Here is a 24,709-nt window from a genome sequence, read left to right on the forward strand (position 1 = left end):
GGGGAAATCCCGGCCGTGGGCCGGGGCGTCCCGGGAGGCCTGATGCTGTCAACGCGCCAACGCCGTGCCTTCACCTGCGCCATGACACTGGCCCTGCTGGGAGCAGGGCTGCCGTCGGTGGCCGCGGCTGCCGACGACCGACCCGACCTGTCCCGCTTCCACGACCAGACGATCAAGTGGTCGGCCTGCCCGGGCGACGGACTGCCCGACGGCCTGCAGTGCGGCAAGGTGACCGTCCCCGTCGACTACGCGAAACCCGCCGACGGAACGCTCGACCTGGCCATGGCCCGGTTCCGGGCGACCGGCAAGTCCAGAGGCTCGGTGCTGCTGAACTTCGGCGGCCCCGGCGGCGCGGGAGTCAGCGAACTCGCCGACGGCGGTAAGGACTTCATGGGTCTCACGAACGGCTACGACGTGGTCACCTTCGATCCGCGCGGCGTCGGCCGGAGCTCGCCGGTCAGCTGCGGCGAGGGCATGGACGACTCGACGGACTCCACCGACCCCGACCCCGACCCCGACCCCGGCTCGGACGAGGACACGGACATTGAGGCGCAGGCGCAGGCGGACGAGAGCGACGATCCGCGGGCCGCTCTCGAAGTACTGCGAAAGCTCGCCGCTGACTGCGCCGAGCACTCCGGGCCGGTGCTGCCGCACATCGGCACGGTCGACGCCTCGCGCGACCTCGACGTCATGCGTGCGGCCCTCGGCGACAAGAAGCTCAACTACCTCGGTTTCTCGTACGGAACGCGGCTGGGAGCGGTGTACGCGGCCCAGTTCCCCGGCAGGACCGGCCGCATGGTCCTCGACGGCGTGGACACCCTCACCGAACCGCTGAGCGAGCAGGGCATCACCGGCTCCCAGGGCCTGCAGACCGCCCTGGAGGACTTCCTCGACTGGTGCACCGAGGACGTCAACTGCGCGTTCGGCCAGGATCCGCGAGCGGCCCGCGAGGAGGTGCTCCGGCTGATCGGCTCGCTGGACGAGAACCCGGTGCCGTCGGACTTCGGCATACCGTTCTCCGGCCAGGACCTGGTGGGGGCCATCGGACAGGCCCTCTACAGCAAGGACTTGTGGCCTGCCCTCTCGCAGGCGCTCACCTCACTGGTCCAGGACGGGGACACGCGGGGCATCATGGGGTTCTACGTCGGCGGCAGCTCGCTCCCCCGTGAGGACCTTCCCCGTAAGGACCTTCCCGGTCAGGACCTTCCCGGTCCGGACTCCCCCAGTGAGGACGGCGGTCTCGTCGGCGAGGGGGAGATCCCGCTCGACAACCTTCCGTCCGCTCTCATGGCCATCAACTGCGCCGACGACCCCGACCGACCCACCGCCGACCAGGTCCTCGCAGACCTCGACAGGCTGCGTGCCGCGTACGAGCAGGCGTCGCCGGTCTTCGGCCGGTACCGGCTCGCCCAGGCCCTGATGTGCTACGGGCGCCCCAAGGGCACCTCGTACATCCGCGACGAGGTACGGGACGTCGACACTCCGAAGATGCTCCTCGTCGGCACCCGCGGCGACCCCGCCACGCCGTACCGCTGGACCACCGAGACCGCGGACCGGCTCGGTCCGTCGGCCGTCGTGCTCGACAACAAGGGCGAGGGTCACACCGGTTACTCCTCCTCGAAGTGCGTGCACCGGAAGATCGACGACTTCCTGCTGTACGGGCGACTGCCGGCCGACGGCAGCTCGTGCGGCTCGGAGGAGTGAGCCGCGTACGACCCGGGACGGGGCGTGGCGGCGCACGCAGAGGCCCTCGAACGTGGCCTGGCCCTTGAAGTGCTCTCGTGGCCAAAGCGCCGGGGCAGTGAGAAGACGCCCGCACCGGCCATGGAACCGACGACCATCGTGGTCGGCGTGGGCAGCGCCAGTGCGGCTGCGGGCGTGCGCGACTCGCATCACCCCTTTTGTCCGGCCGGGTTCCTCCGAATGCCTCGCCGTCGATTCGGTCCTATGGTTCCTTTATGGAGCATGTGCTGAGTTCCGCCACTTTGACCGAACTGCGTCGACCTCGGCCCTACCCGGCGGTGTCGGTGCTGACGCCGACCCACCGCAGGGAGCCCGACAACGCGCAGGATCCCGTCCGGCTGCGCAATGTGCTGGCCGAGGCGAAGAAGCAGCTGGAAGCCGACCCCGCGGTCACCCGTGAGCGGCGGACGGACGTCGTCCAGCAGCTCGAACAGGCGCTGGCGGAAGTCGATTTGAGCCACTCCCAGGACGGCCTCGCGATCTTCGCGGCTCCCGGGGAGCACCAGGTGTGGTCGCTGGCCCGGACCGTTCCGGAGCGCGTCGTGCTGTCCGACACGTTCCTCACCCGCAATCTCGTCGCCGCCCAGGCCGCCGAGAGCCCGTTCTGGGTACTGACGGTCTCCGCCGACCGGATCGCGCTGTGGAGCGGTGGCGGAGAACGTGTCGTCCAGGCCGACCTGGCGGGATTCCCGCTGACGCGGAGCCTGGAACCGCAGGACGTCGAGCGCGAGGAACGGGTCGGTGATGTGCCGAGCACCTTCCGCGACGAGGAGACGCGCCGCTTCCTGCGGGACGCCGACACCGCGCTCGCCGGTGTCCTGCGCTCCGCCCCGCGGCCCTTGTACGTCGCCGGTGAACAGGCCGCGCTCTCGCTCCTCGGCGAGGTCGGCACCGTCGCCGCGGACGCCGTACAGGTCCCGCACGGCGGTCTCGGGCACGCCGGGGCCGAGGCGGTGTGGCAGTCGGTCCGGCCGCTGGTCACGGCCGAGGACTTCCGGAACATCGATACCGTGACGACCGAGCTGGAGAGCGCCAAGGGCCGCCGGGCGTTCGCGGCGGGCGTCGACGAGGTGTGGCAGAAGGCGACCGCCGGCCGCGTGCGCCTGCTGGCCGTCGAGGAGAACTACCGCGTGACGGTACGCGACGACGGCGGCGACCATCTCGTCCCGGCCGACGGTGACGACCTCGACGCCCGGCACGACATCGTGGACGAGATCGTCGAACAGTGCCTGGACACCGGCGCGCAGGTCCGCTTCGTCCCGGACGGGACGCTGGCCGACGCGCAGGGCATCGCGGGAGTGCTCCGCTACTGAACGGGTCCGATACCGGTGCCGCGCGCGGTGGCCGTCAGCACACCAGTACGTTCCCCGGCACGCGGTGCATTTCGACCGCCCGGCCTCTCCGACCCATCGACACCGACACCGACACCGGCAGCGGCAGCGGCAGCGAGGACAGCACTCGATGAACACACCACTGCCCCGTGGGGCCCATGAGGTCCGTGGGGTCCGTGGGGTCCGTGGGGTCCGCGGGCCCCGCCGACCCGGCCGCACGCGTTCGTCTGTCGTCGCGGTGGCGGCCCTGGCCGCGGTCGCGAGCGCCCTCACGTCGTGCGGCACCGACAGCGACTCGGAAACCTCCATCCCCTCGTTCAGCGAACGCCCTTCCCCTCCCGACACCGCGTCCTTCTCGGGGAGGGCCCCCTCCATGAAGGAGTCGGTCGTCGAGTCCGCGCGCGCCGCGGCCTCCGCGGCGGCGTCCTCCGCCTCGGCCGCGGCCTCCTCCTTCGAGGCGTCCGTGTCGGCGGAGGTGGAGCGGGCCGACAAGGCCGCGGAGAAGGCGCTCAAGGACGTCGACGGTCGGGGAAACGCCATGTCCGACGTCTCCACGACCGGCAAACCCCGGTCCGGGACCGGCGGCCTGCTCGTCGTCCTGGTGAACATCACCAACAAGACCGACAGCGAGGCCTCGTACGCCGTGCGGGTCGATTTCCTCGACTCCTCCGGCAAGACGGTGGAGACCAGGTACGTCGGTGCCGAGGACCTCGCGCCCGGCGAACGCGCCCAGCCGCTCGCCGTCAGCCGCAAGCCGGCCGAACCGGCCCTGACTCCGAAGCTGTCCCAGGCCCAGCGGTACTGACCTGCCACACATCCGAGGGCGCCGGGCTGAGCACGGCCATTGCCTGTGCCGCGCGGAGCGGCTAGGAAGATCGGATGACTCGCTCCCCGCTCCCGGTCTGCGGCCCCGAGGGCCCCCTGCGGGCCACGCTCTCCGAACAGGGTCCGCCCCCCGTCCGGGCCGTGCTGTTCGACTTCGGCGGCACGCTCTTCCAGATGGGCTCGTACGCGGACCGGATCCGCACCGCGCTCCGACGCCGTGTCGGCGAGCGGGAGATGGACGAGCTCCTGAACGGGCTGGAGAAAGGGCTGGCCGACCCGGACGTGATCGAGGCGCAGCGCGGCCGTGATGTGTCCTCGCGCGCGCACCGGCACGCGTTCACCACGTGGTACGCGTCGGTACGGGAGCTCGCGCCGCACGCGGACGCGCTCTACGCGCAGTTGCAGGCACCCGAGCACTGGGTGCCGTACGCCGACAGCGCGTCCACGCTCGCGCGGCTGAACGACGAGGGGATCGCCCTCGGCGTGGTCAGTGACGTGGGGTGGGATCTGCGGGCGACGTTCGCGCACCACGGGCTCGAACAGCACTTCTCGTCGTGGGTGCACTCCTACGCCCACGACACGGAGAAGCCCGACCCTGCGCTCTTCGGGCACGCCTGCCGCGAACTGGGGGTCGCGCCGGCCGAGACGTTGATGGTGGGCGACCATCCGGCGAAGGACGGCGGGGCGGCGGGCGCCGGGCTCCGCGCCTACGTGCTGCCCGCCGGGGCCGCCCCGGGCGCGCCCCGGGGCCTGGACGCCGTGCTGCGACTGGCAGGGGTGAGTCGCACCCCTTCGACTCACCCCTGTTGAGTACGACCCGACCGTCGATCCGCGTACCGGATCCGTCCCGGTCAGGCCCCTCGGAAGGACAGTGGCACGTGCCGGTGGCACCACCCTGTCGTGTGTTGCCGAATCCCTTACAGCGCGTCGCAGGCTGTGCAACAGTCGTAACGGTCCTTCCTCTGCCTTGGTCGTACCGTGCCTGTATCGGAGTACGTCATGCCGTCCCATCTCTCGGCGGACCACCCTGCCGCCCAGCCGCCTCCGCGCGGCTCGGTCGACGCGCTCATCTCGCAGACGCGCCGGCTCCGGGGCGACATGGACGCCGTCCGACGCGACGCGCCGGCCGACGGCACGGACCCGGAGGGGCGCTGGCAGCGCGCCCTGTGCGACCTGGCCATGCATCAGCTCGACGATCTCGACGCGCACCTGTCGCAACTGAGGGACGGCCCCTCCACCGCCCCCGCCGGGCAGGAAGCGGCACCCCCCGCCGTACGGGCCGTGCCGCCCTCACCCCGCGGACGCGGCTCGCTGATCAGTCGGGTCGGCAGTGCCGAGTGGAACCTGCTGACGGACGAGGCGACTTGGTCCGGAGAGCTTTACCAGATCCTCGGCAGGGACCCCGCCGCTCCCCCGCTCACCCTCGACGAACTGCCCTCCGTCGTCCTCGACGAGGACCGGCCGAGGCTGACCTCGATGGTCACGGACTGTCTGATCGACGGCAAACCGATCGACGGGGAGTTCCGCATGGTGCGGCCCGACGGCGGCGTACGGACCGTGCACATGATGGGTGAGCCGGTCCTCGACACTGACGGCAGCACCGCCTCGATGTGGGCCGTCCTGCGGGACGTCAGCGAACTGCGCCGCAGCCAGCGGACCGTCAGTGAGACCCGTGACTCGCTGCAGCGTCAACGGCAGGCCGCCCAGACCGAACACCGTCTCGCGGTCGAGTTGCAGGAAGCCGTCCTGCCGCCGTGGCGCGGATCCCCGCCGCTCCCCCAAAGGGGCCCGGGAGCACTGGACCTGGCCGCCCGCTATCTGCCCTCCTCGACCAGTTCGCTGATCGGCGGCAACTGGTACGACGCCCTCGCCATGCCCGACGGGCAGACGCTGTTGAGCGTCGGCGACCTCACCGGCCACGGGGTCACCGTCACCTCGGGCATGGCGATGCTGCTCGGCGCGCTGCGCGGCATGGCCGTGGCGGGCACCGAACCCGGCCGGCTCATGGCATGGCTCAACCAGTTACTGGACGCCTCCGTCCAGCCGGCCCTGGGCAGCGCGGTGTGCTGCCGCTACCGGCCTCGGAGCCGGACCCTGGTCTGGGCGCAGGCCGGACACCCCGCCCCGCTGCTGTTCCGCGACGGGACGGGGCGCATGCTGGCTCCGCCGGACGGCGTCCTCCTCGGCGCCACCCCGGGTGCCGTCTACGGGCAGGCCGAAGTGCCCCTCGAACCGGGCGACCTGCTGCTCCTGCACACCGACGGGCTCGTCCCCGCACGGTGGGGGTGCGCCCGCCCGGACGCGACCGGGACAGTGGAAAGCACCGCTGACGTCAGCCGCCTCCTCGACCTGGCACCCCGTTTCCGGGCGGCCCGCAGTGCCCAGGACTGCGTACGGACAGTGGTGGAGGAGTTCGGGGAGACGGAACGCGAGGACGACGCCTGCGTACTCGTCGCCCGGGTCACCACCTGAAGAATCCCAAGGACTTGAGGAATCCTGAGGCGGGCGGCCGGGTCACCGATCTCGGAGCACCGGCCCCTACGCCCGTGCGCTGTTGCTGCCCCTCGGTTTCAACGCACCCTTCGGCAGCGACAGTTTGATCTCCTCGCGCAGATCGTGGATCTTCGGATAGCTGGAGTACTGCCCTGTCAGCCGGTACATCTCCCGGAGCCGGTCCCAGGTGCGATGGGAGGAGTTCGAACCCATCGACGTCAGGGCCAGGCGTGCGTACCGGTCGGCCTGCTCGGGGTCGTCGGCGATGAAACAGGCCGAGGCGAGCGAGAGATGGTCGAAGATCTTCGACCGGTCCCGGCCCTTCTCCCGCAGCGCCAGGGCCTCCTTGGCATGGCGCTGCGCGACGGCGGCCGCGGCCGGGTCGTGCTCCGCCAGCGTCCGGTACGCCAGTGCCTGCATCCCGTGCATGTCCGCCTCGTCGAAGAGCTGCATCCAGCTCGGCGGCGGCACGTCACCCTTGTCCGAGACGAAGAGGTCCTCCGCCTCGCCCAGGGTGCGCCGCATGGCCTGGCCCTTGCCCAGCGACGCCTGCGCCCAGGCCTCGATGGTGTAGAGCATGGCCTGCGTACGGGGCAGGACCTCGTCGCCGGATCCCGACTTGGCGAGATTCATGAGGTCGAGCGCGTCGTCGGGCCGGCCCAGGTGCACCATCTGACGGGCCGCCCGGGAGAGCGCCTCACCCGCGCGGGGCCGGTCACCGCCTTCTCGGGCCGCGTGGGCGGCGATGATGAAGTACTTCTGCGCCGTGGGCTCCAGGCCGACGTCGTGCGACATCCAGCCCGCGAGGACGGCGAGGTTGGCGGCGACGCCCCACAGGCGCCGCTGCAGATGGTCGGGGTGCCGGTAGGAGAGCATGCCTCCCACTTCGTTGAGCTGTCCTACGACAGCCTTTCTCTGCAGGCCGCCACCGCGGGCCGCGTCCCAGGCCCGGAACACCTCGACCGAGCGCTCCAGTTCCTCGATCTCCTGCGACCCGATGGGGGCGGCCTCGTAGCGGTCGAACCCAGCGGGGTCGGCGTGCAGGAGATTGTCGGTTTCAGGGGCGTCGGCCACCAGGGCCGGATCGGTGTGCAGCCACTCGTGCATGGAGCTGCTGATTGCGGATCCTGCGGCGAGCGCGGCGCCCGCACCCACCAAGCCGCGTCGGTTGAGCATGAGGTCCATTCCCGTGAATTCGGTGAGGACCGCGGCAGTCCGCTCGGGCGCCCACGGCACACCGTCGGGATGTTCCGCACTCCCGCCGCCCTGCCGTTTTCCCGTACGCCCGTGCCGGACCAGACCGAGATCCTCGATGGTCACGACACGGCCGAGACGCTCGGTGAACAGTGCTGCCAGCACCCGCGGCACCGGATCGCGCGGGATCTCTCCCGTGTCGATCCACCGCCGCACCCTCGAAGTGTCCGTCGCCAGCTGGGGGTGGCCCATGGCCGCCGCCTGCCGGTTGACCGTCCTCGCGAGTTCGCCCTTGGACCAGCCGGCCAGGCCGAACAGGTCCGACAGTCGGGTATTGGGTTGTCCGCTCACGTCAAGCCCCCAGGTTCTCGGCTGAGTTGACAGTAACCGTCTGTCAGTTGCTGAGCGACTATTCGCCAGGGTTCGCCAGGGCACGCCAGATGGTGTGCCAGTGGGCGCCGGGTGTCAGGTAGGAACGCGCCACCCCGACCCGGTCGCCGAGGGACACTCCCCAGGGTGTACCGGCGCGACCGGGGCGGGTAGCGCGGCAATTCGCCGGCACACGAAGGGATCTGTTTCGCCCATGTACACAGCATCGTCCTCCGTGTCCGCCCCATCCCGGTCGCTGCACGCCCGTCCGGCCGGCGGCGGCCCTTACCTCGACCCCGCGCGTCCCACGGCGGCTCCCCCGCTCGGTGCCGGCCGTACGCGGCGTATTCCGGGGCTCGGGACGCCACCGCTCAGCGGGAGACTCGACTTGTCCGGCCCCCAGGGCGCCCAACTGCGCACGGCGATCGCCTCGGTGCACCGGATCTGCCCGGAGTTCGCTCCGGTGCAGGTGCTGCGCCGCAGCGGACGCTCCGTGCTCCTGGTCGGTACGACAGGGCGCAGCACCGCGGTCGCCAAGTGTTTACTGGACCACTCCCCCGTGTGGACCGATCGGATCCGGCACGAGATAGCGGCATACCGCTCGTTCGTCCGGCACCGGCCGCCGGTCCGGGTGCCCCGGCTGATCGCGGCGGACCCGGACAACTGCACCCTGGTGATCGAGCGGATGCCGGGACGGGTGGCGGCGCTGAACCGGCACCCGGTGGAGGCCCCGCCCCGCGCGGACATCAGGGCGGCGCTCAGCGCGATCTGCCGGCTGAACGCGTGGCGGCCGCCGGCGGGGACGTTCGACGCCCCGCTGGACTACGCGGCGCGGATCTCCCGGTATCACGAGCTGGGGCTGCTCACCGACCGGGACATGGGTGACCTGCAAAAACTGGTGCACGGCATCGCGCATTCGGCCGGCCGCCAGGGCATGGGCCAGTTCTGTCACGGCGATTCCCTCCTGTCGAACATGCTCCTCTCACCGGCCGGTCCAGTGCTGGTGGACTGGGAGCACGCGGGTTGGTATCTGCCGGGGTACGACCTGGCGACGCTCTGGGCGGTCCTCGGGGAGGCGCCCGTCGCCCGCCGGCAGATCAGCCAGCTGGCCCAGTCGGCGGGACCCGCGGCGCGTGACGCGTTCCTGGTGAACCTGATGCTCGTCCTGACCAGGGAGATCCGGACGTACGAGACAGCCGTGCAGCGGTCGATGCACGAGGCGACCCCGGCGGCACCGGGACCGGCCCACCCGGGCGCCGCGCCGTCCGGCGAGGAACAGCGGCTGCTGCTGAGGCGGCTGCACGACGACTGCCAGATGGCCCGCAAGGCCGTTCGCGCGGCGGTCGGTACTCGCTGACGGGGACGAAGGCCCGCGGTACGCCCAGGGACAGGGCGTACCGCGGGCCTTCTTCGTGTCCGCAGCCCTTCCGCAGCCCTTCCGCCGCCCTTCCGCCGCCTTTCGGCCGCCACTTCGTCAGAGGTCCACTCCACTGACGCCACGCAGGCCGGTCACCACCGCACCGAAATCGGTGAACCCCCACCGCTGACGTGGGAAATCGTCCGTCTCCGGGAAGTCTCCGAGAAGTCTCCGGGAATGATTGACGGATCGTCGGAGAGCCGGTACCACTGACGCACACCCGCCCCCGTACGCACCGTCACGCCCGATCGTCCCAGGAGGCCTGCTTTGCGAGGATCCCCCACCGACCCCGGCGCTTCCGCCCGGCACAGGCGTGTCCGCCGGACCGCGGGTGCCGTCGCCTCGGCCGCGCTGCTGCTGCCCCTGCTCGGTGCCGCCCCGTACGACGGCGGCGACGGCAACGACGACCGGACGTCCGCGTCCTCCGCGTCCTCTGCGCCCTCCGCGCCCTCCGCGTCTCTGCAGAATGCTTTCGCCAACGCCGCCGACGCGTACGACGTGCCGCGGAGTGTGCTCCTCGCCGTCTCCTACCTGCAGTCCCGGTGGGACGCGCACGAGAGGGCGGCGAGCGTGACGGGCGGCTACGGTCCGATGCATCTGACCGACGCCCGCACGGCGATCGCCCGGACCGCGGTACCGCACCACAGCGACGGTACGGAGGACCCGCGGGGCGACGATTCACGCGGCCCCCGTCTGCCCGACACGCGGGATTCGGACACGCGGGTGCCGGAGAACGCCGAGCTTCCGGCGCGCCTCAAGACGCTGACGAAGGCCGCCCAGCTGAGCGGCATTCCCGCGGAGCGGCTGCGTACGGACGCCGCCGCGAACGTGGCGGGCGGTGCGGCGCTGCTGGCGGCGGCCCAGCAGCAGCTCGGCGAACCGCTCAGTGACGACGCGGCCGACTGGTACGGGGCGGTGGCGCGCTACTCGGGTGCCGACGACACGGCGACGGCGGCGACGTACGCCGACGACGTCTTCGACGTCATCCGCAGCGGCGCGGAGCGCACGACGGACGCGGGGCAGCGGGTCGTGCTGGCCGGGCAGCCGCGCTTGCGCCCGGCGACGGCCCAGCTGACGGGCGCGGGGCTGCGGGCGCCGGCCGCGGGCACCACCGAGTGTCCGCCGACCGTGTCCTGCGAGTGGATCCCGGCACCGTACGAGGAGTTCGGGGACGGCGACTACGGCAACCACGATCTGGGCGACCGGCCGAAGGCCCAGAGCATCAAGTACATCGTCGTCCATGACACCGAGGGTGCCTGGGACGGCGTCCTCGCCATGGTGCAGGACCCGACCTATGTGTCGTGGCAGTACACCCTGCGCTCCACCGACGGGCACATCGCCCAGCACGTAAAGGCCAAGGACGTGGCCTGGCACGCGGGCAACTGGTACATCAACGCCAAGTCGATCGGCCTGGAGCACGAGGGTTTCCTGACCGCGCCAGACACCTGGTACACGGAGGCGATGTACCGGTCGTCGGCGCGTCTGGTGACGTATCTGGCCAAGAAGTACGGCATCCCGCTGGACCGCCAGCACATCCTCGGCCATGACACCGTGCCCGGTACGACGACCGCGACCATTCCGGGGATGCACACGGACCCGGGCCCGTACTGGGACTGGCAGCACTACTTCGCGCTGCTCGGCAAGCCCCTGCGCGCCACGGCGGGGCCGAAGGGCGGGCTGGTGACCGTCGCGCCGAAGTTCGCCACGAACAAGCCGGTGTTCACCGGCTGCGTCACGGCGGCCGAGCCCTGCGCGGCCCACGGTTCCAGTGCCGTACGCCTCTACACCGAGCCGCGCGAGGACGCCCCGCTGGTCAAGGACATCGGTCTGCGGCCGGGCGGTGGCGACTCCACGACCGGCGTGAACGACCTGGGATCACGGGTCTCCACCGGTCAGCGGTACGCGGTCGCCGGGCGCGACGGCGACTGGACGGCGATCTGGTACCTCGGCCAGAAGGCCTGGTTCAAGAACCCGGCGGAGCAGCCGACGGCGGTGGACGCGGCCGGTGCCGTCATCACCCCGAAGGCCGGACTGACCGAGATCCCCGTGTACGGGCGCGCGTATCCGGAGAAGGAGGCGTACCCGGAGGGTGTGCCCGTCCAGCCGGTCTCGCCGCTGCCGTACAAGCTGCTCGCGGGGCAGAGGTACGCGGTCGGTGACAAGGTGCCCGGCGAGTACTTCTACGCGCCGACCTTCGACACGACACCGCACCGGGTGGTGCGGGGTTCGGACCTGTACTACGAGATCCAGTTCGGACACCGCGTGGCGTTCGTACGGGCCGCCGACGTGCGGGTGATGCCGTCCGCGTGAGCAGGGGGCAGGGGGCAGGGGGCAGGCTGCGCCGGAGTTCAGGCCTCGATCCGGCGCAGTCGCTCGGCGTCGCAGGTGCGCGGACAGGTGGCACAGGCCTCGGCGGGGCGGATCGTGTAGTAGAGGCAGCACCCCATGCGGGTGCGGGTCGGGTGCTGCCGGCCGTCGCCGCCGGTGAGGTGGCGGAAGTCCGCTCCACCGGGAAAGGGTGTGACCGCTGAGGGCAGCAGCGCGGTGGCGGCCCTCACGGAGTCCGATTCCCGGCCGAGCATGCGGCCGAGGTACCAGATACCGGAGACGAGGTCGTCGGTGACCAGGCCCCACAGTGCGCGCGGGCCGCGCCGGATGTAGGGAGCGATCGCGGCGAGCAGCGGCTCCATGTGATCGGCGACGGCGACCCTCAACTCCGCCCGCAGGGCCTCCTCGTGCGGCACCGTCAGGACCCCGGGGAGAGAGCCGGCCGAGTCCTTCGGCAGGCAGGCCAGGCCCGGCCCGGGGGTGATCTCGAACGTGCCGGACGACAGGTCGATCCGCACGTCCTCGGGGCGGACACGCGGCACCCGGCCGGTGAGGTACCAGACGCCGCTCATCAGCAGGCCGACCGACCACGCGTAGTCGTGGAGGGCACGGGACGCGGCGACGTCACGGCGCGGTACATGGTCGTAGCGTTCCCGGATGCGGCAGTCCTCGGCCGACAGGAACGCCTCAAGGGCCGCCTGATCCTTCGTCAACTCCGCGCCGGTCACGCCCTTTCGGGTGAAGTCCGACGCCGGATCCGCCACGCGCACCGTCAACGCCTGGCACACCTCGGTCAGTTGCCGATACGTGTCGGAGAGCAGGCCGGACACGGTCGCGGGCGCACCGGTCGACACGGTCTCCAGGGCCACGGTCATCGGTACTCCTGTGCAGAGGGAAAGCAAGAAACGAGGTAAGCCTTACCTTAGTATAGAGATCACTAACAGCAGTGCGTGACGACACCCCCGAGCAACGATCAAGGGAGGCGCACGTCACAGCACCTCCATGGCCGGTCGAGAAACAGAACATGCCTCACCTGAAATCACTTAATGTGACTGCGACCGAACAGGCCGCGCCTGTGCGGGCAGCGCCCTGCCTCATCACGCCTCACCGGCCGACCGGCCGTTCTCACCCGCCCACCCACGAGCGGAAGTTGTGCTCCGCGTGCGTATGTATCTGCTTGCCCGCAACCCCACCGACTCCGTCACCGAAGGGTTCCTCCCCGCCGCCGCGCGGCTCGGCCTCGACGTGACTGTGCTCACCGACCAGCCGGACGCCCATCGGCGCGTGTATCCGGAGATCGAGAGCGTGCGGTGCGACGTCCGCGACTTCCGTTCCGTGGTCACCCGTATCTCGACGCTCGGCCGCCCTGACGCTGTCTTCTCCAACAGCGATCATCTGCAGACCCAGACCGCCCTGGCCGCCGACTACTTCGGTCTGCCGGGCAAGGACTGGCGGGTCGCCCTGCGCACCAAGGACAAGGCGGAGATGCGGCGGCGTCTCACGTCCGCCGGCCTGGACACGGTGTGGTCGGCGGACGTCACCGAGGACACGGACGTGGCCGCCCTCGATGTGCCGTACCCGTGTGTCGTCAAGCCGCGTGAGGGCGTGGCCAGCGAGGACGTCGTACGCGTCGAGGGCCCCGGGGAACTGGTGGCCCGCTGCGCGGAGATCCAGGGCCGACGCCCCGGGGCCGCCCTGGTGGTCGAGGAGTATCTGCCCGGGGAGCTGTACACCCTGGAGACGCTCGGTGACGGTCACGTCCGCCATGTCCTGGGCGGCTTCCACACCGAGCTGTCCCCGCCGCCGCACTTCATCGAGGAGCGGCTGACCTTCGTCGCGGCCCATCCCGAAGCGGTCGTCACCCAGGTACTCGCTCAACTCGACGCTCTCGGCGTCGGTTTCGGCGCCTGTCACACCGAGTTCGTGGTGCACGAGGGCCGGGCGAGGATCATCGAGGTCAACTACCGTGCGATAGGCGACCAGTGCGATCTGCTGCTGGCACACCTGCTGGAGATCCCGCTCTTCGAGCACATCCTGCGTACGCATCTGGGTGAGCCCCTGCCCGCCTCGCTCGGAGCGCGGTGCGACGGCGTGGCCCGGCTGGACTATCCCTGCGCCGAGAGCGCGGGAACGCTGACCGCCGCTCCCGCCGCGACTGATCTGAGCGTCGGCGGAGTGCGGTTGACCTACCGCCCGCTCCGGGAGATCGGTGAGCGGCACGAGGTGTACCGCACCAACCGCGACTTCCTCGGCGTGGTGAGGGCCACCGGAACCGTCCAGGAGGACGTCGACAAGGCGGTGACCGGGTTCCTGGCCGGGCAGCGGTGGGAGATCCAGCCGTGATCGGTTCCTTTCCCGGTACCGGTACCGATACCGATGCCGATGCCGATGCCGGCGAGGGTGGCGCGGGCGGCAAGGCCGACACCGCCGAGGGCGCACTGGTGATCCGGGTGCTCAGCGCACTGCTGCGCGAGGACGTCGTCGGCCTGCGCTCGTCCGGCAGGCTCGTACACCGGCCGGACGGCGCCTGGCTCCGACGGGCCGCCGGTCAGGGGCGGTCTCTCCTGCTGCCGGTCGTCGAGGACGGGTTCCAGTGCGAGTACGCGGCCCGACTGCCGCTGCTTGTGGGGGAGTTCGGGGAGCCCGGGGAGACAGAAGGGGTCGAGGGACCTGGAGGGTCCGAGTCCGTGTCCTACGACACGTGCGACGCGATCCTCGCCGCCCTGCGCGGCCTCGCTCACCCGCTCGACCGGGACGGCTTCGACGCGTTCGCCGAGGAGTGCCGTCAGACGCTGGCCACCATGCGGCTGCACACGGCGACCCGCGACGAGGTGGTCAAGCGACTGACGGACCGTCACGGTCAGAACCCGGCACGTTGGTCGGGGATGACCGGAGGGCTGGCGTACGACACCCTCGCCGCCCGTCTGGACCATCCCGTCTACCCCACCGCCCGAGGCCGCTCCGGGCTGGGGGAGCGACAACTCCGCGCTTACGCACCGGAGTTCGCACCACGATTCGCCCTGCGTTGGCTCGCGCTGCCGCGGGACGCGGTCACCGGAACGCTTCCGGACGGCTGGCCCACCCCCGCGCGGCTCGGGCTCACCGGCCTCGACGGCACACATGTGGCCCTGCCCGTACACCCGTTGACCGTCGGGCCCGCACTGGAGGGAGCCCTGCGCGCCACCGGGCTGGCGGACCGGGCCGTGCTCGCCGACCGCGCCCACCTCGAAGCCGTGCCGACCCTGTCCATGCGTACCGTGGCCCTGTCCGCGCAGCCGCTCCTGCACGTCAAGCTCCCCCTGGCCACCGCCACGCTGGGGCTGCGCAACCGGCGGACCATCAAACCCGGCACACTCCTCGACGGGGCCGCGGGACAACGCCTGATCGAGCAGATCATCGACCGCGAGCCGCGCTTCCGGAGCACGATCCTGCACGCCGACGAGACCATGTACGCGCATGCCGGGCACGAACTGCTCGCCGCGCTGTTCCGGCGGTACGACGACGGCCTCCAGGACGCCGTCGTCGTACCCATGGCCGCGCTCCTCGCCGAAGCACCCGGCGGACGACTGGTGGCCGACCACCTGGCCGACCGCTTCTACGACGGTGACGTCCTCGGACTGCTGGACGCCTGCCTGACCCCGCTCTTCGACTGGCAGACCACCCTGTTCGGGTACGGGATCGCGCTTGAGTCGCACCAGCAGAACATCTCGCTGGTCCTCGACCGGCAGCACGACGGCCGAACACGGCTGCGCCTGCTGCTGAAGGACAACGACGGGCCGCGCGTCAACAGCGCGCGGCTGAACGAGCGGCTGGGGGCCGCGGCTCCGGGGCCCGCGGACTTCGACGACGTCAGGACCTTCACCGGGGGCGACGGGCCGGTCGTCGACCTGTTCACCACCATCACGGTCCATCTGTGCGCGGGCGCCTACGCCTTCGGGCTGGCGGGGCACGGTCGGGCACCCCTGCCGGTGTTGCTGCGGATCGTGCGCGACCGGCTCGCCGAGGCGATCGAACGGCTCGGGACCGCAGCGGGCGAGCCCGGTGCCGTGCTGCGGGCCCGGGTGCTGGACGCGCCGCGCCTGCCGGTCAAGGCGATGGTCACCGCAGGAACGCTCCTCACCAAGGAACGCTCGGGCGCGGCGGACATCAACAAGTACTACACCAGCGGGCCCAACTACCTTCGCCGCGTAGGGACTTCGGCGTGAGTACCGAGGCGCGGCGCTGTCGGCCCCCTCCCCGGCCGACGCCGGGATCTCTCGACGCGCGACCGTTCTTCGCTCTCTTCGCACTTGCTGGAGCCGCACATGCCCTCGCTGACCGAGTCGCTCGGTAGCACCTCCCTCGCCACCCCCGGCCGCACCCCCAGCGACGCCCCGGACCCCGGAACGCAGGCCCGACTCCCCTCAGCCGACGAGGTCGTGGCGCACACGCTCCTCAACTGTCTGCTGCGCGAGGTGTCGGCCCCCGAGCACCAGACCGCCCTCACCGACCGCCACCTGGTGCTGCGGCTGCCCCGCCGCGGTGTGCTGCTGCGGGTCGCGGTGCGCCGCACGTCGATGCTCGGCGCGCACCGCTTCACCGGACCGGTGAGTGAGCGGACGGCCGACGGAGACTGGAGCGAGATCGGCTGGCGGCGGCTGGCGGAGCACACTCAGGACGAGCTGTCCCTGCGGACCGGTGTGCGCAACGAGGAGTTCCTGGAGCAGATCGACTCCAGCCATCGGAGTATCGCCGCGTCCTTCCCCGTACGGACAGGGGATCACCGCGCACGGCGTGGGACCGGCCCGGCGGCGGCGGACACGCCCGTCACCACCTACCTCGCCTCCGAGCAGGCGCTGCTGTTCGGGCACCGCTTCCACCCCACGCCCAAGGCCCGCACCGGGGACGCGGACTCCTGGCCCGCCTACGCGCCGGAGGCCGGCGCGGTCTTCCCGCTGCGCCACCTCGCCGTGCGCGAGCACCTGATCGCGGAGGAATCCGCGGAGCCCGGCGCCCTGGACGCACTCGACCGGCTGGGCCGACGTGATCTGCGGGACGGGCGCCAACGGCAGTTCCCGCAGGACTGGCCGGCCGAAAGGACCGGGCAGAACGGGCACGCCACCGACACCGCCCCCGTCCCCCTCCCCGAGGGCTACCGGCTGCTGCCCGCGCACCCCTGGCAGTACGAGATGCTGCGCGAGCACCCGGCGCTGCGCGCGGCTCTCGGACGCGGGGACATCATCGACCTCGGGCAGGGCGGCAGGCCGTTCGCCGCCACCGCCTCCGTCCGAACCCTGTACGACGGCGAGTCGTTCCTGAAGTTCAGCCTGAACATCAGGATCACCAACTGCCTTCGTAAAAACGCCAGTTACGAGCTGTCCGGCGCCGTCGCGCTCACCCGGGTGCTGGGTCCGGTGCTGGCCGACCTGGCCGAACGGTTCCCCGGCAGCGCGGTGCTCCGCGAGCCCGCCTACCGCAGCCTCGCCCTGCCCGGTCCCGACGGAACACCGGACCGCGAGCTGCTCGAAGGCTTCGGCGTCATCGTCCGCGAGGGCCTGGCCCACCGGCTCCTGCCCGGCACCACGGCGCTGCTCGCGGCGGCCGTGGCGGACGAGTACCCCACCAGTCCCGCGCACATCTCCCATCTCCTCGACGGGGCCGGGCCGCGGGCCGCACTCGACTGGTGGGCGGCCTACCTCAGGCTGCTCGTGCCGCCCGTACTCGCCGCCTACTTCGACCACGGCCTCGTACTGGAACCCCATCTGCAGAACGTGCTGATCTGCGTCGACGGCGACGGCATGCCCGCCCAGGTCCTCTTCCGCGACCTGGAGGGCACCAAGCTCGTGCCCGAGCGGCATGCCGAGACCCTCGCCTCGCTGCCGCCCGAGGTCGCGGGCCCGATGACGTACGACGCGCAGCGCGGCTGGGACCGTGTCGTCTACTGCCTGCTGGTGAACCACGTCGCCGAGCTGCTCGCAGCCGTCGCCGACCTGCATCCCCGTGCCGAGGCCGCGTTGTGGGCCGAGGTCCGCGGCGCCCTGCGGACGTACGGCGACCGATACGGCTGTCCGCCGCCGCTGGCCGCGCTGCTCGCGGGAGTGCCCCTGCCCGCCAAGGCGAACCTCCTGACCCGCTGGGAACGCAAGGCCGACCGCGAGGCCGGATACGTCCGTCTGCCCTCGCCGCTCGGCGAGCCGCTCGGCCAGACACTCGGCGAGCCGCTCGGCGGAGGCATCCCGCCCCACACGACCGCTACCGCTACCGCTACCGCTACCGCTGCCGCTGCCGCTGCCGCTGCCGGGGGCAAACGATGACCGATCCCACCGACGCCGTACGGGACCGGGTGCTCGCCCTGTCCTCCGGCGAACTGCCCGCCTACATATACGACTTGGCGGCGCTACGTACGCACGCGGCGGCCGTGCGAGCCTGTCTGCCCGAGCGTGTCGAGCTCTACTACGCGGCGAAGGCCAACCCGGAGCCGGAGATCCTGGCCGCGCTGAGCCCGTACGTGGACGGTTACGAAGTCGCGTCGGGCGGTGAACTCACCCATGTCGCCGAAGCGGTGCCCGGCCGTCCGCTGGCTTTCGGCGGTCCCGGCAAGACTCCCGCCGAGATCGTCGCCGCGTTGGAGCTGGGGGTGGAGCGCTTCCATGTGGAGAGCGAGTACGAACTGCACATGCTGGCCGAACTGGCCCGGCAGGTGCGCCCCGACGGCCGGGTGGGGGTGCTGCCGCGCTTCAACCTGCCCGTGGCCGCCGGCTCGCTGGCGGCGAGTTCCCTCGCCATGGGCGGTCGCCCCTCGCCCTTCGGCCTGGACCCGGCCCAGGCGGACGCGGTCATGGGCCTGCTCACCGATGGCACGTACCCGCATCTCGAACTCAAGGGTGGGCACGCCCATCTGGCGAGTGGACTCCGGGCTCCGGAACAACTCGCGGTGGCCGAGTCCATCGTGGAGTGGGCCGTTCGTCTGGCGGAGCGGCACGGGGTGCGGCCGGCGGAGGTGAACGTCGGCGGAGGCATGACGGTCGACTACGCGGCCCCCGACGAGCGCTTCGACTGGGCCGCGTACGGGTCCGGGCTCGCCCGACTGCTGGCGCGGCATCCCGGTCTGACCCTGCGTGTCGAACCCGGGCGGGCGCTGACGGCGTACTGCGGCTGGTACGCGACCGAGGTGCTGGACGTGAAGCCGAGCCACGGCGAGGAGTTCGCCGTGGTGCGCGGCGGCACACATCACCTGCGCACTCCGGCGACCAAGGGACACGACCAGCCCTGCACCCTGCTCAAGGTGGAGGACTGGCCGCATCCGTGGGCCCGGCCGGTCGCGCGAGGCGAACTCGTCACGCTCAGCGGCCAGTTGTGCACTCCGAAGGACGTCCTGGCCCGGAACGTGCCCGCGCGGGCGCTGCGTGCGGGCGATCGTGTGGCGTTCGGGCTGGCGGGTGCCTACGCGTGGAACATCTCCCACCACGACTTCCTCATGCACCCGCGACCCGGTTTCCACTTCATCGGTGCGCCGGGCTCGCCGGGCTAGGTCCCGTCGTTACCGGGCTCCTCGGTACCGGGCTGTGCGCCCCAGACGTATGTCCGGCCCGCGATCGCCTTGAACGTGGTCTCGCCGGTCGGCACCACGGCGCTGCGGACGGTCAGGCGCCGCGTGCGGGACGCCCTCAGCGTGACGCGGCTCGCGCGGCCCTCGGCCCACTCGATGTCGACGGTGGCGCCGCCGCGGGCGCGCAGCCCGCGGACCGAACCGTCCCGCCAGGCGGCGGGCAGCGCGGGAAGGATTTCGATGATGTCGTACTGGCTCTGCAGCAGCATCTCGACGATTCCGGACGTCGCTCCGAAGTTGCCGTCGATCTGGAACGGCGGGTGTGTGTCCCAGAGGTTCGGCAGGGTCGAGGACTTGAGCTGTTCGGCGAGCATCCGGTGCGCGTGGTCGCCGTCGCGCAGCCGTGCCCAGAAGTTGATTTTCCAGGCCTTGGACCAGCCGGTGCCGCCGTCCCCGCGTGCGGTGAGCGAGACCTTCGCGGCGTCGGCCCACGCACTGCCGGGCTCGATCCGGCGGCCGGGGTGCAGCGCGTAGAGATGGGAGACGTGCCGGTGGTCGTCCTTCGGGTCGTCCAGATCCGCCTTCCACTCCTGCAGTTGGCCCCAGGAGCCGATACGCAGACCCGGGTCCAGGCGGGCGAGGGTCCTCTCCAGTCGAGCACGGAACGCGGGGCTGTCACCCAGGGTGCGAGCCGCCTCCAGCGTGTTGGTCAGCAGGTCGTGCACGATCTGCTGGGACATGGCCGCGCCCGCGGTGAAGTCGCCGTGCTCGGGCGAGTAGCTGGGCGTGACGACGAGCGTGCCGTCGCGCGGATCGGTACGCAGGTTGTCGAGCCAGAACTCGGCGGCCCCCTTCATGACCGGGTACGCGGTCGAGCGCAGATACTCCACGGACTGGCCGAACCGGTAGTGCTCGTACGGCTGTTGCGCCAGCCAGGCGCCCGCTTCGGGGAACCAGAAGGCCGTGGCCCAGTCGTGCACGCCGGTGAAGCCGTACGGGTTGGTCTCGTTGTGCACGACCCAGCCCCGCGAGCCGAACATCTCTTTCGCGGTACGGCGTCCGGGTGCGCGCAGCGCCTCGACGAAGCGGTCGTAGGGTGCCGTGGTCTCGGCGAGGTTCGCCGCCTCGGCGGGCCAGTAGTTCATCTGCAGGTTGATGTTGACGTGGTAGTCGGCCGACCAGGGCGGTGACGTGCTGTTGTTCCAGAGGCCCTGGAGGTTGGCGGGCAGCGAGCCGGGGCGCGAGGACGCGATCAGGAGGTAGCGGCCGTACTGGAAGTAGAGGGCTTCCAGGGCGCGGTCCGTGGCTGTGGCGCCGCCGGTGTAGTTCGCCAGCAGCTGGTCCGTCGGGATGTCGGGGACCTCGGCGCGCAGGTCCAGCGTCACGCGGCCGAACAGGGCCCGGTGGTCGAGCAGATGACGGGCCGTCAGCGACTTGTAGCGTTCGCTGCACGCCGCGTCGACGGCACGGGTGACCGCCGCGTGCGGGTCCTCGCCCCGGTAGTCGGGGTACGTGTCGGCGTAGTCCGTACCGGCGGCCAGCACGAACCAGGCGCTGTCGGCGTCCGTCACGGTGAGGGTGCCGTCGGAATTCGCGGTGACGGTGCCGCTCTCGCCGTTCACGCGTACGTGTGTCTGTGCCTCGAAGCGCAGCCCGTTGTCGGCCAGCGCGCCACGCACCGTCAGCCTTCCGCCGGCCGCGGTGGTGACGGAGGTGACGGTGAAGTCGTCGCGGGGCGAGGTGTGGCGGAGGGTGAAGGAGACACTGCCCGGCCGGTCCGCGCTCAGCCGTCCCACGATCACCCCGTCGGGGTACGAGGCGAAGAACTCCCTGCGATGGCGCACCTGCATGTGGGTGTAGACGACGGTCGCCACGGCGTCGGCGATGTCGAGTTCGCGTCGGTACGTGTCCGGGGGCGTCGCCGGTGCGTCCGGAACGTCGATGTGGAGGTCGCCGAAGGTCTGGTGGGCGCCGTACCCGGCTTTGGGCTGGCCGAGTTCGTCGGCCACGGCCTCGGGGTCGAGGCGGGTTTCGGCGTCGATGCGGTCCTGCACTCCGGTGATCGCGCCGGGACGGGCGTCGCGCCAGTTGCCGTGGTCGTACCCCTGCACCGAGCCGGGGCCCCCGGTCCAGAGGGTCTTCTCGTTGAGCTGCAGTCGCTCGGAGGCGAGTGTCCCGAAGACCGTGACACCGAGGGCGCCGTTGCCCATGGGAAGCGCCTCACGCTCCCAGTCGTCGGCCGGGGTGGTGTACCAGAGGGACGAAAGTCCGGGTGATGGTGGTGGCGCCACCGTTGACACCTCCGATGTATCCGGGGCATCGGCAGTCGCCACCCCGGCAGACGCAAGGGCTCCGGAGCCCAGGGCGATACCGGCCGCACCACCAACTGCGGTCCTTAGTGTGGCTCTTCGGGAGAGTTCAGGGCTCGGCTGCGCAGCGCGTGATTCAGGTGACTGAAACGACATGACCCCTGACGCTAGAGGTCCGATCACCTGAGCGGCAAGGGTCATGACAAAGACGAAGGGAGGTGGGGAAGCGGTTCACCCGCCGGGAGGCTCAGCCCTGCTGGAACAGCTCTGCGGGCAGCGGCTTCAGAAGCGCGTACAGGTCGTCGGTGATGGGGCGGTCCCAGGCGGCGATCGTCACGAGGACCTTGTCGCTGCGGTCGAACTGCACACACGAGATACGCGTCTCGGAGAGCTTCAGGCGGCGCACGATGAGGAGGTTGTCCCCCTGCATGACCGGCATGTCCTCGGCGCCGGTGACGACGACCTCTTCGTCGTTCTCCAGCGCCTGCAGCAGCTGGGCCACCTCGAACGGGACCTCTCCCTCGGCGACCTCCCGGGCCGGGGAGCCCTCCGGCAGATTACCGATGATCATCGCCGGGCCGCGGCCGCCGAACAGGTCGTAACGCAGGAACACACCCTGGCAGCTGCCATCGGGGGCGGGCAGCAGGCCCGCGCCGAGATTGCCCGGCCAGTCGCCCGGATCCATGGCCAGAACGTCGAAGTCTGGCCCTGCGGGAGTGGCGCTACGGCGGCGGAGGAAGGACATGCCGCAATGGTACGTGCATCGGAGGGCGTACCGCCGTGGGGCAGCCGCAGCACCGTCGTCTCCTCGGTGCGGGGCTGTTCGGCGATGGTCGCCGTGGAGAGGCCGCGCACGGCCGGTTCCGTGACCGCGCACTCCCGGGCGGTGAGCGTGTCCGTCTCGGCGCCGTGCGGGCGGCGGGGCCGCGACCCGGCGGCCTCCCGGGGGCGGCTGCTGCGGCGCGGCTCCGCGCCGAGGGCGACGAGCGCACAGGCCGGTTCGTATGCCGCCAGGAAGCGCTCCGGATGGTCGACGGACTCTTCGAGAAGGGAGACGCGGGCCACCAGGCGGCCTGTCCGTGCAGTGCGACGCGGAAGTTACTGGGGATGGCCTGGTAGACGGCGGTGGCGATGAGCGGGTGGACGTATTCGAGAGGGCCCCGCCCGTCCCGGCGCCGGTGAGGATACGGGCGCCGCGCAACGCGTCCGCCGCGTCGGCCGCCTCCTCGGAACCGAGGCTCGCCACGGCCGCGGCGAGCGTCGGGGAGACCTCGGTGCCCAGCAGAGCGCGGGCCCAGGCGAAGCGCGCAGCCCGGACACCTCGCCCAACGCCTCGTCCGCAGCGGCGAGTTCCCGCTCGCGTTCGAAGAGCGTTCAGCTGCTCCGCATGCCCTGCCGCCCCATGCCGCACCCCCTACGCCGGAGCGAGTGCCGCGGGTCCGTCCGACCGTTACCGGCCGGAGCGGTCCGCCAACTGTTCCAGCAGGGCCACCGCCTCGGCGGCCCGCTCGTGCGGGACGAAGAGGTGGTCGTGGTGGAAGCCCGCGACGACGTTGCAGCTCAGGCCCTCTTCGGCGAGTGCCTGGGCGACGGCGGCCGTGAGTCCGACGGCGTCCAGCGCCGAGTGGATGCGCAGGGTGATCCACCCGGCCACGTAGTCGTAGGTCAGACGTGCCGCGTCGGCGTCCTCCTGTTCGACGACGAGAGTGAGGCCCTCGTCCTCGACGACGGTGACGACGGGTGAGAGACCGGGGGGTGCCGTGCTGCCGGGGACGGTGGTGAAGACGTAGCGGCCGGGGTGCAGGGCGGGTTCCATACCGCTCAGCAGCCGACCGAGATCACGTTCCGCGCCCGTTCCACCGCTCGCTCCGCTCATGCCAGGAGGTTATGCCGTTTCTTGCGCCGCTCATGATGGCGGGCGACACGAGCACGGTTTCCGCACGAGGGTCCGCACCATTCCTGGCGCGGGTGGTCCTTGAGGAAGTAGCGCACGCAGCGCGGGGCGTGGCAGGCGCGCAACCGCTGCCGCTCGGGGCTCGCGAGGAAGGCGATGGCGGCGCGGGCCAGGGCCGGCGCGAGGTCCGAACCGTCGTGCACGGGTTCCTGGCGTACGAAGGGTTCCTGGCGCACGACAGGGTCGGCGCCCTCGGTCCACGACAGCACCGGGACGGTCGGGGCCTGGGCGGCCCGGGCGTTGAGCCGTTCGACGGCGTCCCGCAACGGGATCAGCCGGCCCGCGTCGGCCGGGCTCGGCTCGCCGGGGCGCACGGCGTGGGCGAACAGCGCGCGCACGGCGGCGCGCACCTCGCGCACGGCCGCCAGAGCCGCGTCGCCGGCCTGAAACCGGGCGGACCCGCAGCCCTTGATTCCGGCAGACCCGGCGGCCTCGGCAGACCCGGCGGTCTCGACGCTCTCGACGCTCTCGACGGCGCCGGATACGGCCGCAGCGGCTTCCGGGTGCTCGGCCACCCACGCGGTGAGGCCCTGCGCGGTGGCGAGATCGTCGGCCACTCCGCCCCGGCCGTCATGGCGGACGGTCAGGGCGAGGTCCAGAGCGAGCCGTGCGTCCGGACTGATCGAGTCGGTCATGACCTAATGATACGGACCTCTACAACCATTAATTCACTACAACCATTAATTCACGGACCCCGTGACCCCGTGCCCCAGGGATGCCGGCCCTCGGGGGCGACCAGCGCGGAGTCGTGCACCTCGCGTCCGCGGGCCGCGTCGAGGGCACAGTCGAGAGAGCGCAGGCTGTCGTCCGATCCATCGACCGCGGCGATGACCGGCAGGGTGTTCCTGAGCTTCCCACCTCCGGAACATCTTCTTCCGCTTCCTGTGGCCGGCCTTGCTCGGGCAGGACCCCAGGAAGGGGTCGAAGAGCGCGTGTCCCCCTCCGCGACGGGATCGGATCTCAGGTGAGGTCGAACTCCCCCTCCCGCGCCCCCGACACGAACGCGCCCCACTCCGCGGGCGTGAAGATCAAGGACGGGCTTTCCGCGCGGCCACTGTTGCGCATCGCGATGAAACCCTCGACAAAGGCGATCTGGACATCCCCCTGCCCACGGCTGCTCGAATGCCAGTCGGCGCTGCTGAGGTCAAGCTCCGGCTTGTCCCAGCCCGCGAGCGGGTGCTGCTGGATGGTGCGCTCGGCCACGTCCGTGCTCCTCCC

General features: G+C 71.3%; 18 protein-coding genes. 11 read left to right on the plus strand and 7 right to left on the minus strand.

Features of this window, described 5'->3' with window-relative positions; genetic code table 11:
• The first annotated feature begins 42 nt into the window (after nucleotides 1-42).
• The 5 genes from ACIOKD_RS20560 to ACIOKD_RS20580 all read left to right on the plus strand — a co-directional run bounded on the left by ACIOKD_RS20560 (nucleotide 43) and on the right by ACIOKD_RS20580 (nucleotide 6,371).
• Nucleotides 43-1,704 carry an alpha/beta hydrolase gene (locus tag ACIOKD_RS20560; protein ID WP_402085775.1) on the plus strand — a complete coding sequence of 554 codons (1,662 nt, stop codon included), beginning with the start codon at nucleotides 43-45 and terminating at the stop codon, nucleotides 1,702-1,704.
• 254 nt (nucleotides 1,705-1,958) lie between these two features.
• A complete protein-coding gene (locus ACIOKD_RS20565) occupies nucleotides 1,959-3,056 on the plus strand; it encodes a chemotaxis protein (protein WP_402085778.1) in 1,098 nt (365 codons plus the stop codon).
• 148 nt (nucleotides 3,057-3,204) lie between these two features.
• Entirely contained in the window at nucleotides 3,205-3,879 is a 675-nt protein-coding gene (locus ACIOKD_RS20570; protein WP_402085780.1) for a hypothetical protein, read from the plus strand.
• A 74-nt stretch (nucleotides 3,880-3,953) separates the two neighbouring features.
• Complete coding sequence (locus ACIOKD_RS20575) at nucleotides 3,954-4,709, plus strand: HAD family hydrolase (protein WP_402085782.1); 756 nt, start codon at nucleotides 3,954-3,956, stop codon at nucleotides 4,707-4,709.
• Nucleotides 4,710-4,898: 189 nt separating this feature from the next.
• Complete coding sequence (locus ACIOKD_RS20580) at nucleotides 4,899-6,371, plus strand: PP2C family protein-serine/threonine phosphatase (RefSeq protein WP_402085785.1); 1,473 nt, start codon at nucleotides 4,899-4,901, stop codon at nucleotides 6,369-6,371.
• Between the two features lie 66 nt (nucleotides 6,372-6,437).
• On the opposite strand, the gene ACIOKD_RS20585 is transcribed toward ACIOKD_RS20580, so the two are convergent.
• Entirely contained in the window at nucleotides 6,438-7,937 is a 1,500-nt protein-coding gene (locus ACIOKD_RS20585) for a hypothetical protein (RefSeq protein WP_402085789.1), read from the minus strand.
• Nucleotides 7,938-8,169: 232 nt separating this feature from the next.
• Here ACIOKD_RS20585 and ACIOKD_RS20590 point away from each other — a divergent pair, with 232 nt between their 5' ends.
• Nucleotides 8,170-9,312, plus strand: a complete 1,143-nt coding sequence (locus tag ACIOKD_RS20590; protein WP_402085792.1) for an aminoglycoside phosphotransferase family protein — start codon at nucleotides 8,170-8,172, stop codon at nucleotides 9,310-9,312.
• Nucleotides 9,313-9,639: 327 nt separating this feature from the next.
• Nucleotides 9,640-11,682, plus strand: coding sequence for an N-acetylmuramoyl-L-alanine amidase (locus ACIOKD_RS20595; RefSeq protein WP_402085793.1), 2,043 nt, complete (start codon nucleotides 9,640-9,642; stop codon nucleotides 11,680-11,682).
• 38 nt (nucleotides 11,683-11,720) lie between these two features.
• On the opposite strand, the gene ACIOKD_RS20600 is transcribed toward ACIOKD_RS20595, so the two are convergent.
• Nucleotides 11,721-12,575 (minus strand): (2Fe-2S)-binding protein, encoded by an 855-nt coding sequence (locus ACIOKD_RS20600; RefSeq protein ID WP_402085795.1) that lies wholly within the window; start codon nucleotides 12,573-12,575, stop codon nucleotides 11,721-11,723.
• 286 nt (nucleotides 12,576-12,861) lie between these two features.
• On the opposite strand from ACIOKD_RS20600, the gene ACIOKD_RS20605 reads away from it, so the two are divergent.
• From ACIOKD_RS20605 to ACIOKD_RS20620, 4 genes are all read left to right on the plus strand, one after another.
• Nucleotides 12,862-14,043, plus strand: a complete 1,182-nt coding sequence (locus tag ACIOKD_RS20605) for an acetyl-CoA carboxylase biotin carboxylase subunit family protein (RefSeq protein ID WP_402085798.1) — start codon at nucleotides 12,862-12,864, stop codon at nucleotides 14,041-14,043.
• The gene (locus ACIOKD_RS20610; protein ID WP_402085802.1) at nucleotides 14,040-15,905 is read left to right on the plus strand and encodes an IucA/IucC family protein; all 1,866 of its coding nucleotides are present in this window, start codon (nucleotides 14,040-14,042) and stop codon (nucleotides 15,903-15,905) included. The genes ACIOKD_RS20605 and ACIOKD_RS20610 overlap by 4 nt, the downstream gene beginning before the upstream one ends.
• A gap of 99 nt (nucleotides 15,906-16,004) precedes the next feature.
• Nucleotides 16,005-17,993: an IucA/IucC family protein gene (locus ACIOKD_RS20615; protein ID WP_402085804.1), complete on the plus strand. Its 1,989-nt coding sequence runs from the start codon at nucleotides 16,005-16,007 to the stop codon at nucleotides 17,991-17,993.
• On the plus strand, nucleotides 17,990-19,210 hold the full coding sequence (locus tag ACIOKD_RS20620; protein ID WP_402085808.1) for a type III PLP-dependent enzyme: 1,221 nt from the start codon (nucleotides 17,990-17,992) through the stop codon (nucleotides 19,208-19,210). Before ACIOKD_RS20615 ends, ACIOKD_RS20620 begins: the two co-directional genes overlap by 4 nt.
• On the opposite strand, the gene ACIOKD_RS20625 is transcribed toward ACIOKD_RS20620, so the two are convergent.
• From ACIOKD_RS20625 to ACIOKD_RS20645, 5 genes are all read right to left on the minus strand, one after another.
• Nucleotides 19,207-21,693, minus strand: coding sequence for a glycosyl hydrolase family 95 catalytic domain-containing protein (locus ACIOKD_RS20625; protein ID WP_402085810.1), 2,487 nt, complete (start codon nucleotides 21,691-21,693; stop codon nucleotides 19,207-19,209). The two genes, ACIOKD_RS20620 and ACIOKD_RS20625, sit on opposite strands and share 4 nt — an antisense overlap.
• A gap of 91 nt (nucleotides 21,694-21,784) precedes the next feature.
• The gene (locus ACIOKD_RS20630; protein ID WP_107019075.1) at nucleotides 21,785-22,282 is read right to left on the minus strand and encodes a hypothetical protein; all 498 of its coding nucleotides are present in this window, start codon (nucleotides 22,280-22,282) and stop codon (nucleotides 21,785-21,787) included.
• Nucleotides 22,283-22,987: 705 nt separating this feature from the next.
• The gene (locus ACIOKD_RS20635; RefSeq protein WP_402085814.1) at nucleotides 22,988-23,413 is read right to left on the minus strand and encodes an ACT domain-containing protein; all 426 of its coding nucleotides are present in this window, start codon (nucleotides 23,411-23,413) and stop codon (nucleotides 22,988-22,990) included.
• Nucleotides 23,410-24,126, minus strand: coding sequence for a CGNR zinc finger domain-containing protein (locus tag ACIOKD_RS20640; protein ID WP_402085817.1), 717 nt, complete (start codon nucleotides 24,124-24,126; stop codon nucleotides 23,410-23,412). The genes ACIOKD_RS20635 and ACIOKD_RS20640 overlap by 4 nt, the downstream gene beginning before the upstream one ends.
• 325 nt (nucleotides 24,127-24,451) lie before the next feature.
• Entirely contained in the window at nucleotides 24,452-24,694 is a 243-nt protein-coding gene (locus ACIOKD_RS20645; protein WP_402085819.1) for a DUF397 domain-containing protein, read from the minus strand.
• Between the last annotated feature and the right edge of the window lie 15 nt (nucleotides 24,695-24,709).

This window comes from Streptomyces sp. NPDC087844 (assembly GCF_044742785.1).
In the GTDB taxonomy this organism is placed as follows: domain Bacteria; phylum Actinomycetota; class Actinomycetes; order Streptomycetales; family Streptomycetaceae; genus Streptomyces.

Coding starts and splice junctions, on each gene's coding strand:
- ACIOKD_RS20560 (WP_402085775.1), top strand. CDS start 43: ATGCTGTCAACGCGCCAACGCCGTGCCTTCACCTGCGCCATGACACTG.
- ACIOKD_RS20565 (WP_402085778.1), top strand. CDS start 1,959: ATGGAGCATGTGCTGAGTTCCGCCACTTTGACCGAACTGCGTCGACCT.
- ACIOKD_RS20570 (WP_402085780.1), top strand. CDS start 3,205: ATGAACACACCACTGCCCCGTGGGGCCCATGAGGTCCGTGGGGTCCGT.
- ACIOKD_RS20575 (WP_402085782.1), top strand. CDS start 3,954: ATGACTCGCTCCCCGCTCCCGGTCTGCGGCCCCGAGGGCCCCCTGCGG.
- ACIOKD_RS20580 (WP_402085785.1), top strand. CDS start 4,899: ATGCCGTCCCATCTCTCGGCGGACCACCCTGCCGCCCAGCCGCCTCCG.
- ACIOKD_RS20590 (WP_402085792.1), top strand. CDS start 8,170: ATGTACACAGCATCGTCCTCCGTGTCCGCCCCATCCCGGTCGCTGCAC.
- ACIOKD_RS20600 (WP_402085795.1), bottom strand. CDS start 12,575: ATGACCGTGGCCCTGGAGACCGTGTCGACCGGTGCGCCCGCGACCGTG.
- ACIOKD_RS20615 (WP_402085804.1), top strand. CDS start 16,005: ATGCCCTCGCTGACCGAGTCGCTCGGTAGCACCTCCCTCGCCACCCCC.
- ACIOKD_RS20620 (WP_402085808.1), top strand. CDS start 17,990: ATGACCGATCCCACCGACGCCGTACGGGACCGGGTGCTCGCCCTGTCC.
- ACIOKD_RS20625 (WP_402085810.1), bottom strand. CDS start 21,693: ATGTCGTTTCAGTCACCTGAATCACGCGCTGCGCAGCCGAGCCCTGAA.
- ACIOKD_RS20630 (WP_107019075.1), bottom strand. CDS start 22,282: ATGTCCTTCCTCCGCCGCCGTAGCGCCACTCCCGCAGGGCCAGACTTC.
- ACIOKD_RS20635 (WP_402085814.1), bottom strand. CDS start 23,413: ATGAGCGGAGCGAGCGGTGGAACGGGCGCGGAACGTGATCTCGGTCGG.
- ACIOKD_RS20640 (WP_402085817.1), bottom strand. CDS start 24,126: ATGACCGACTCGATCAGTCCGGACGCACGGCTCGCTCTGGACCTCGCC.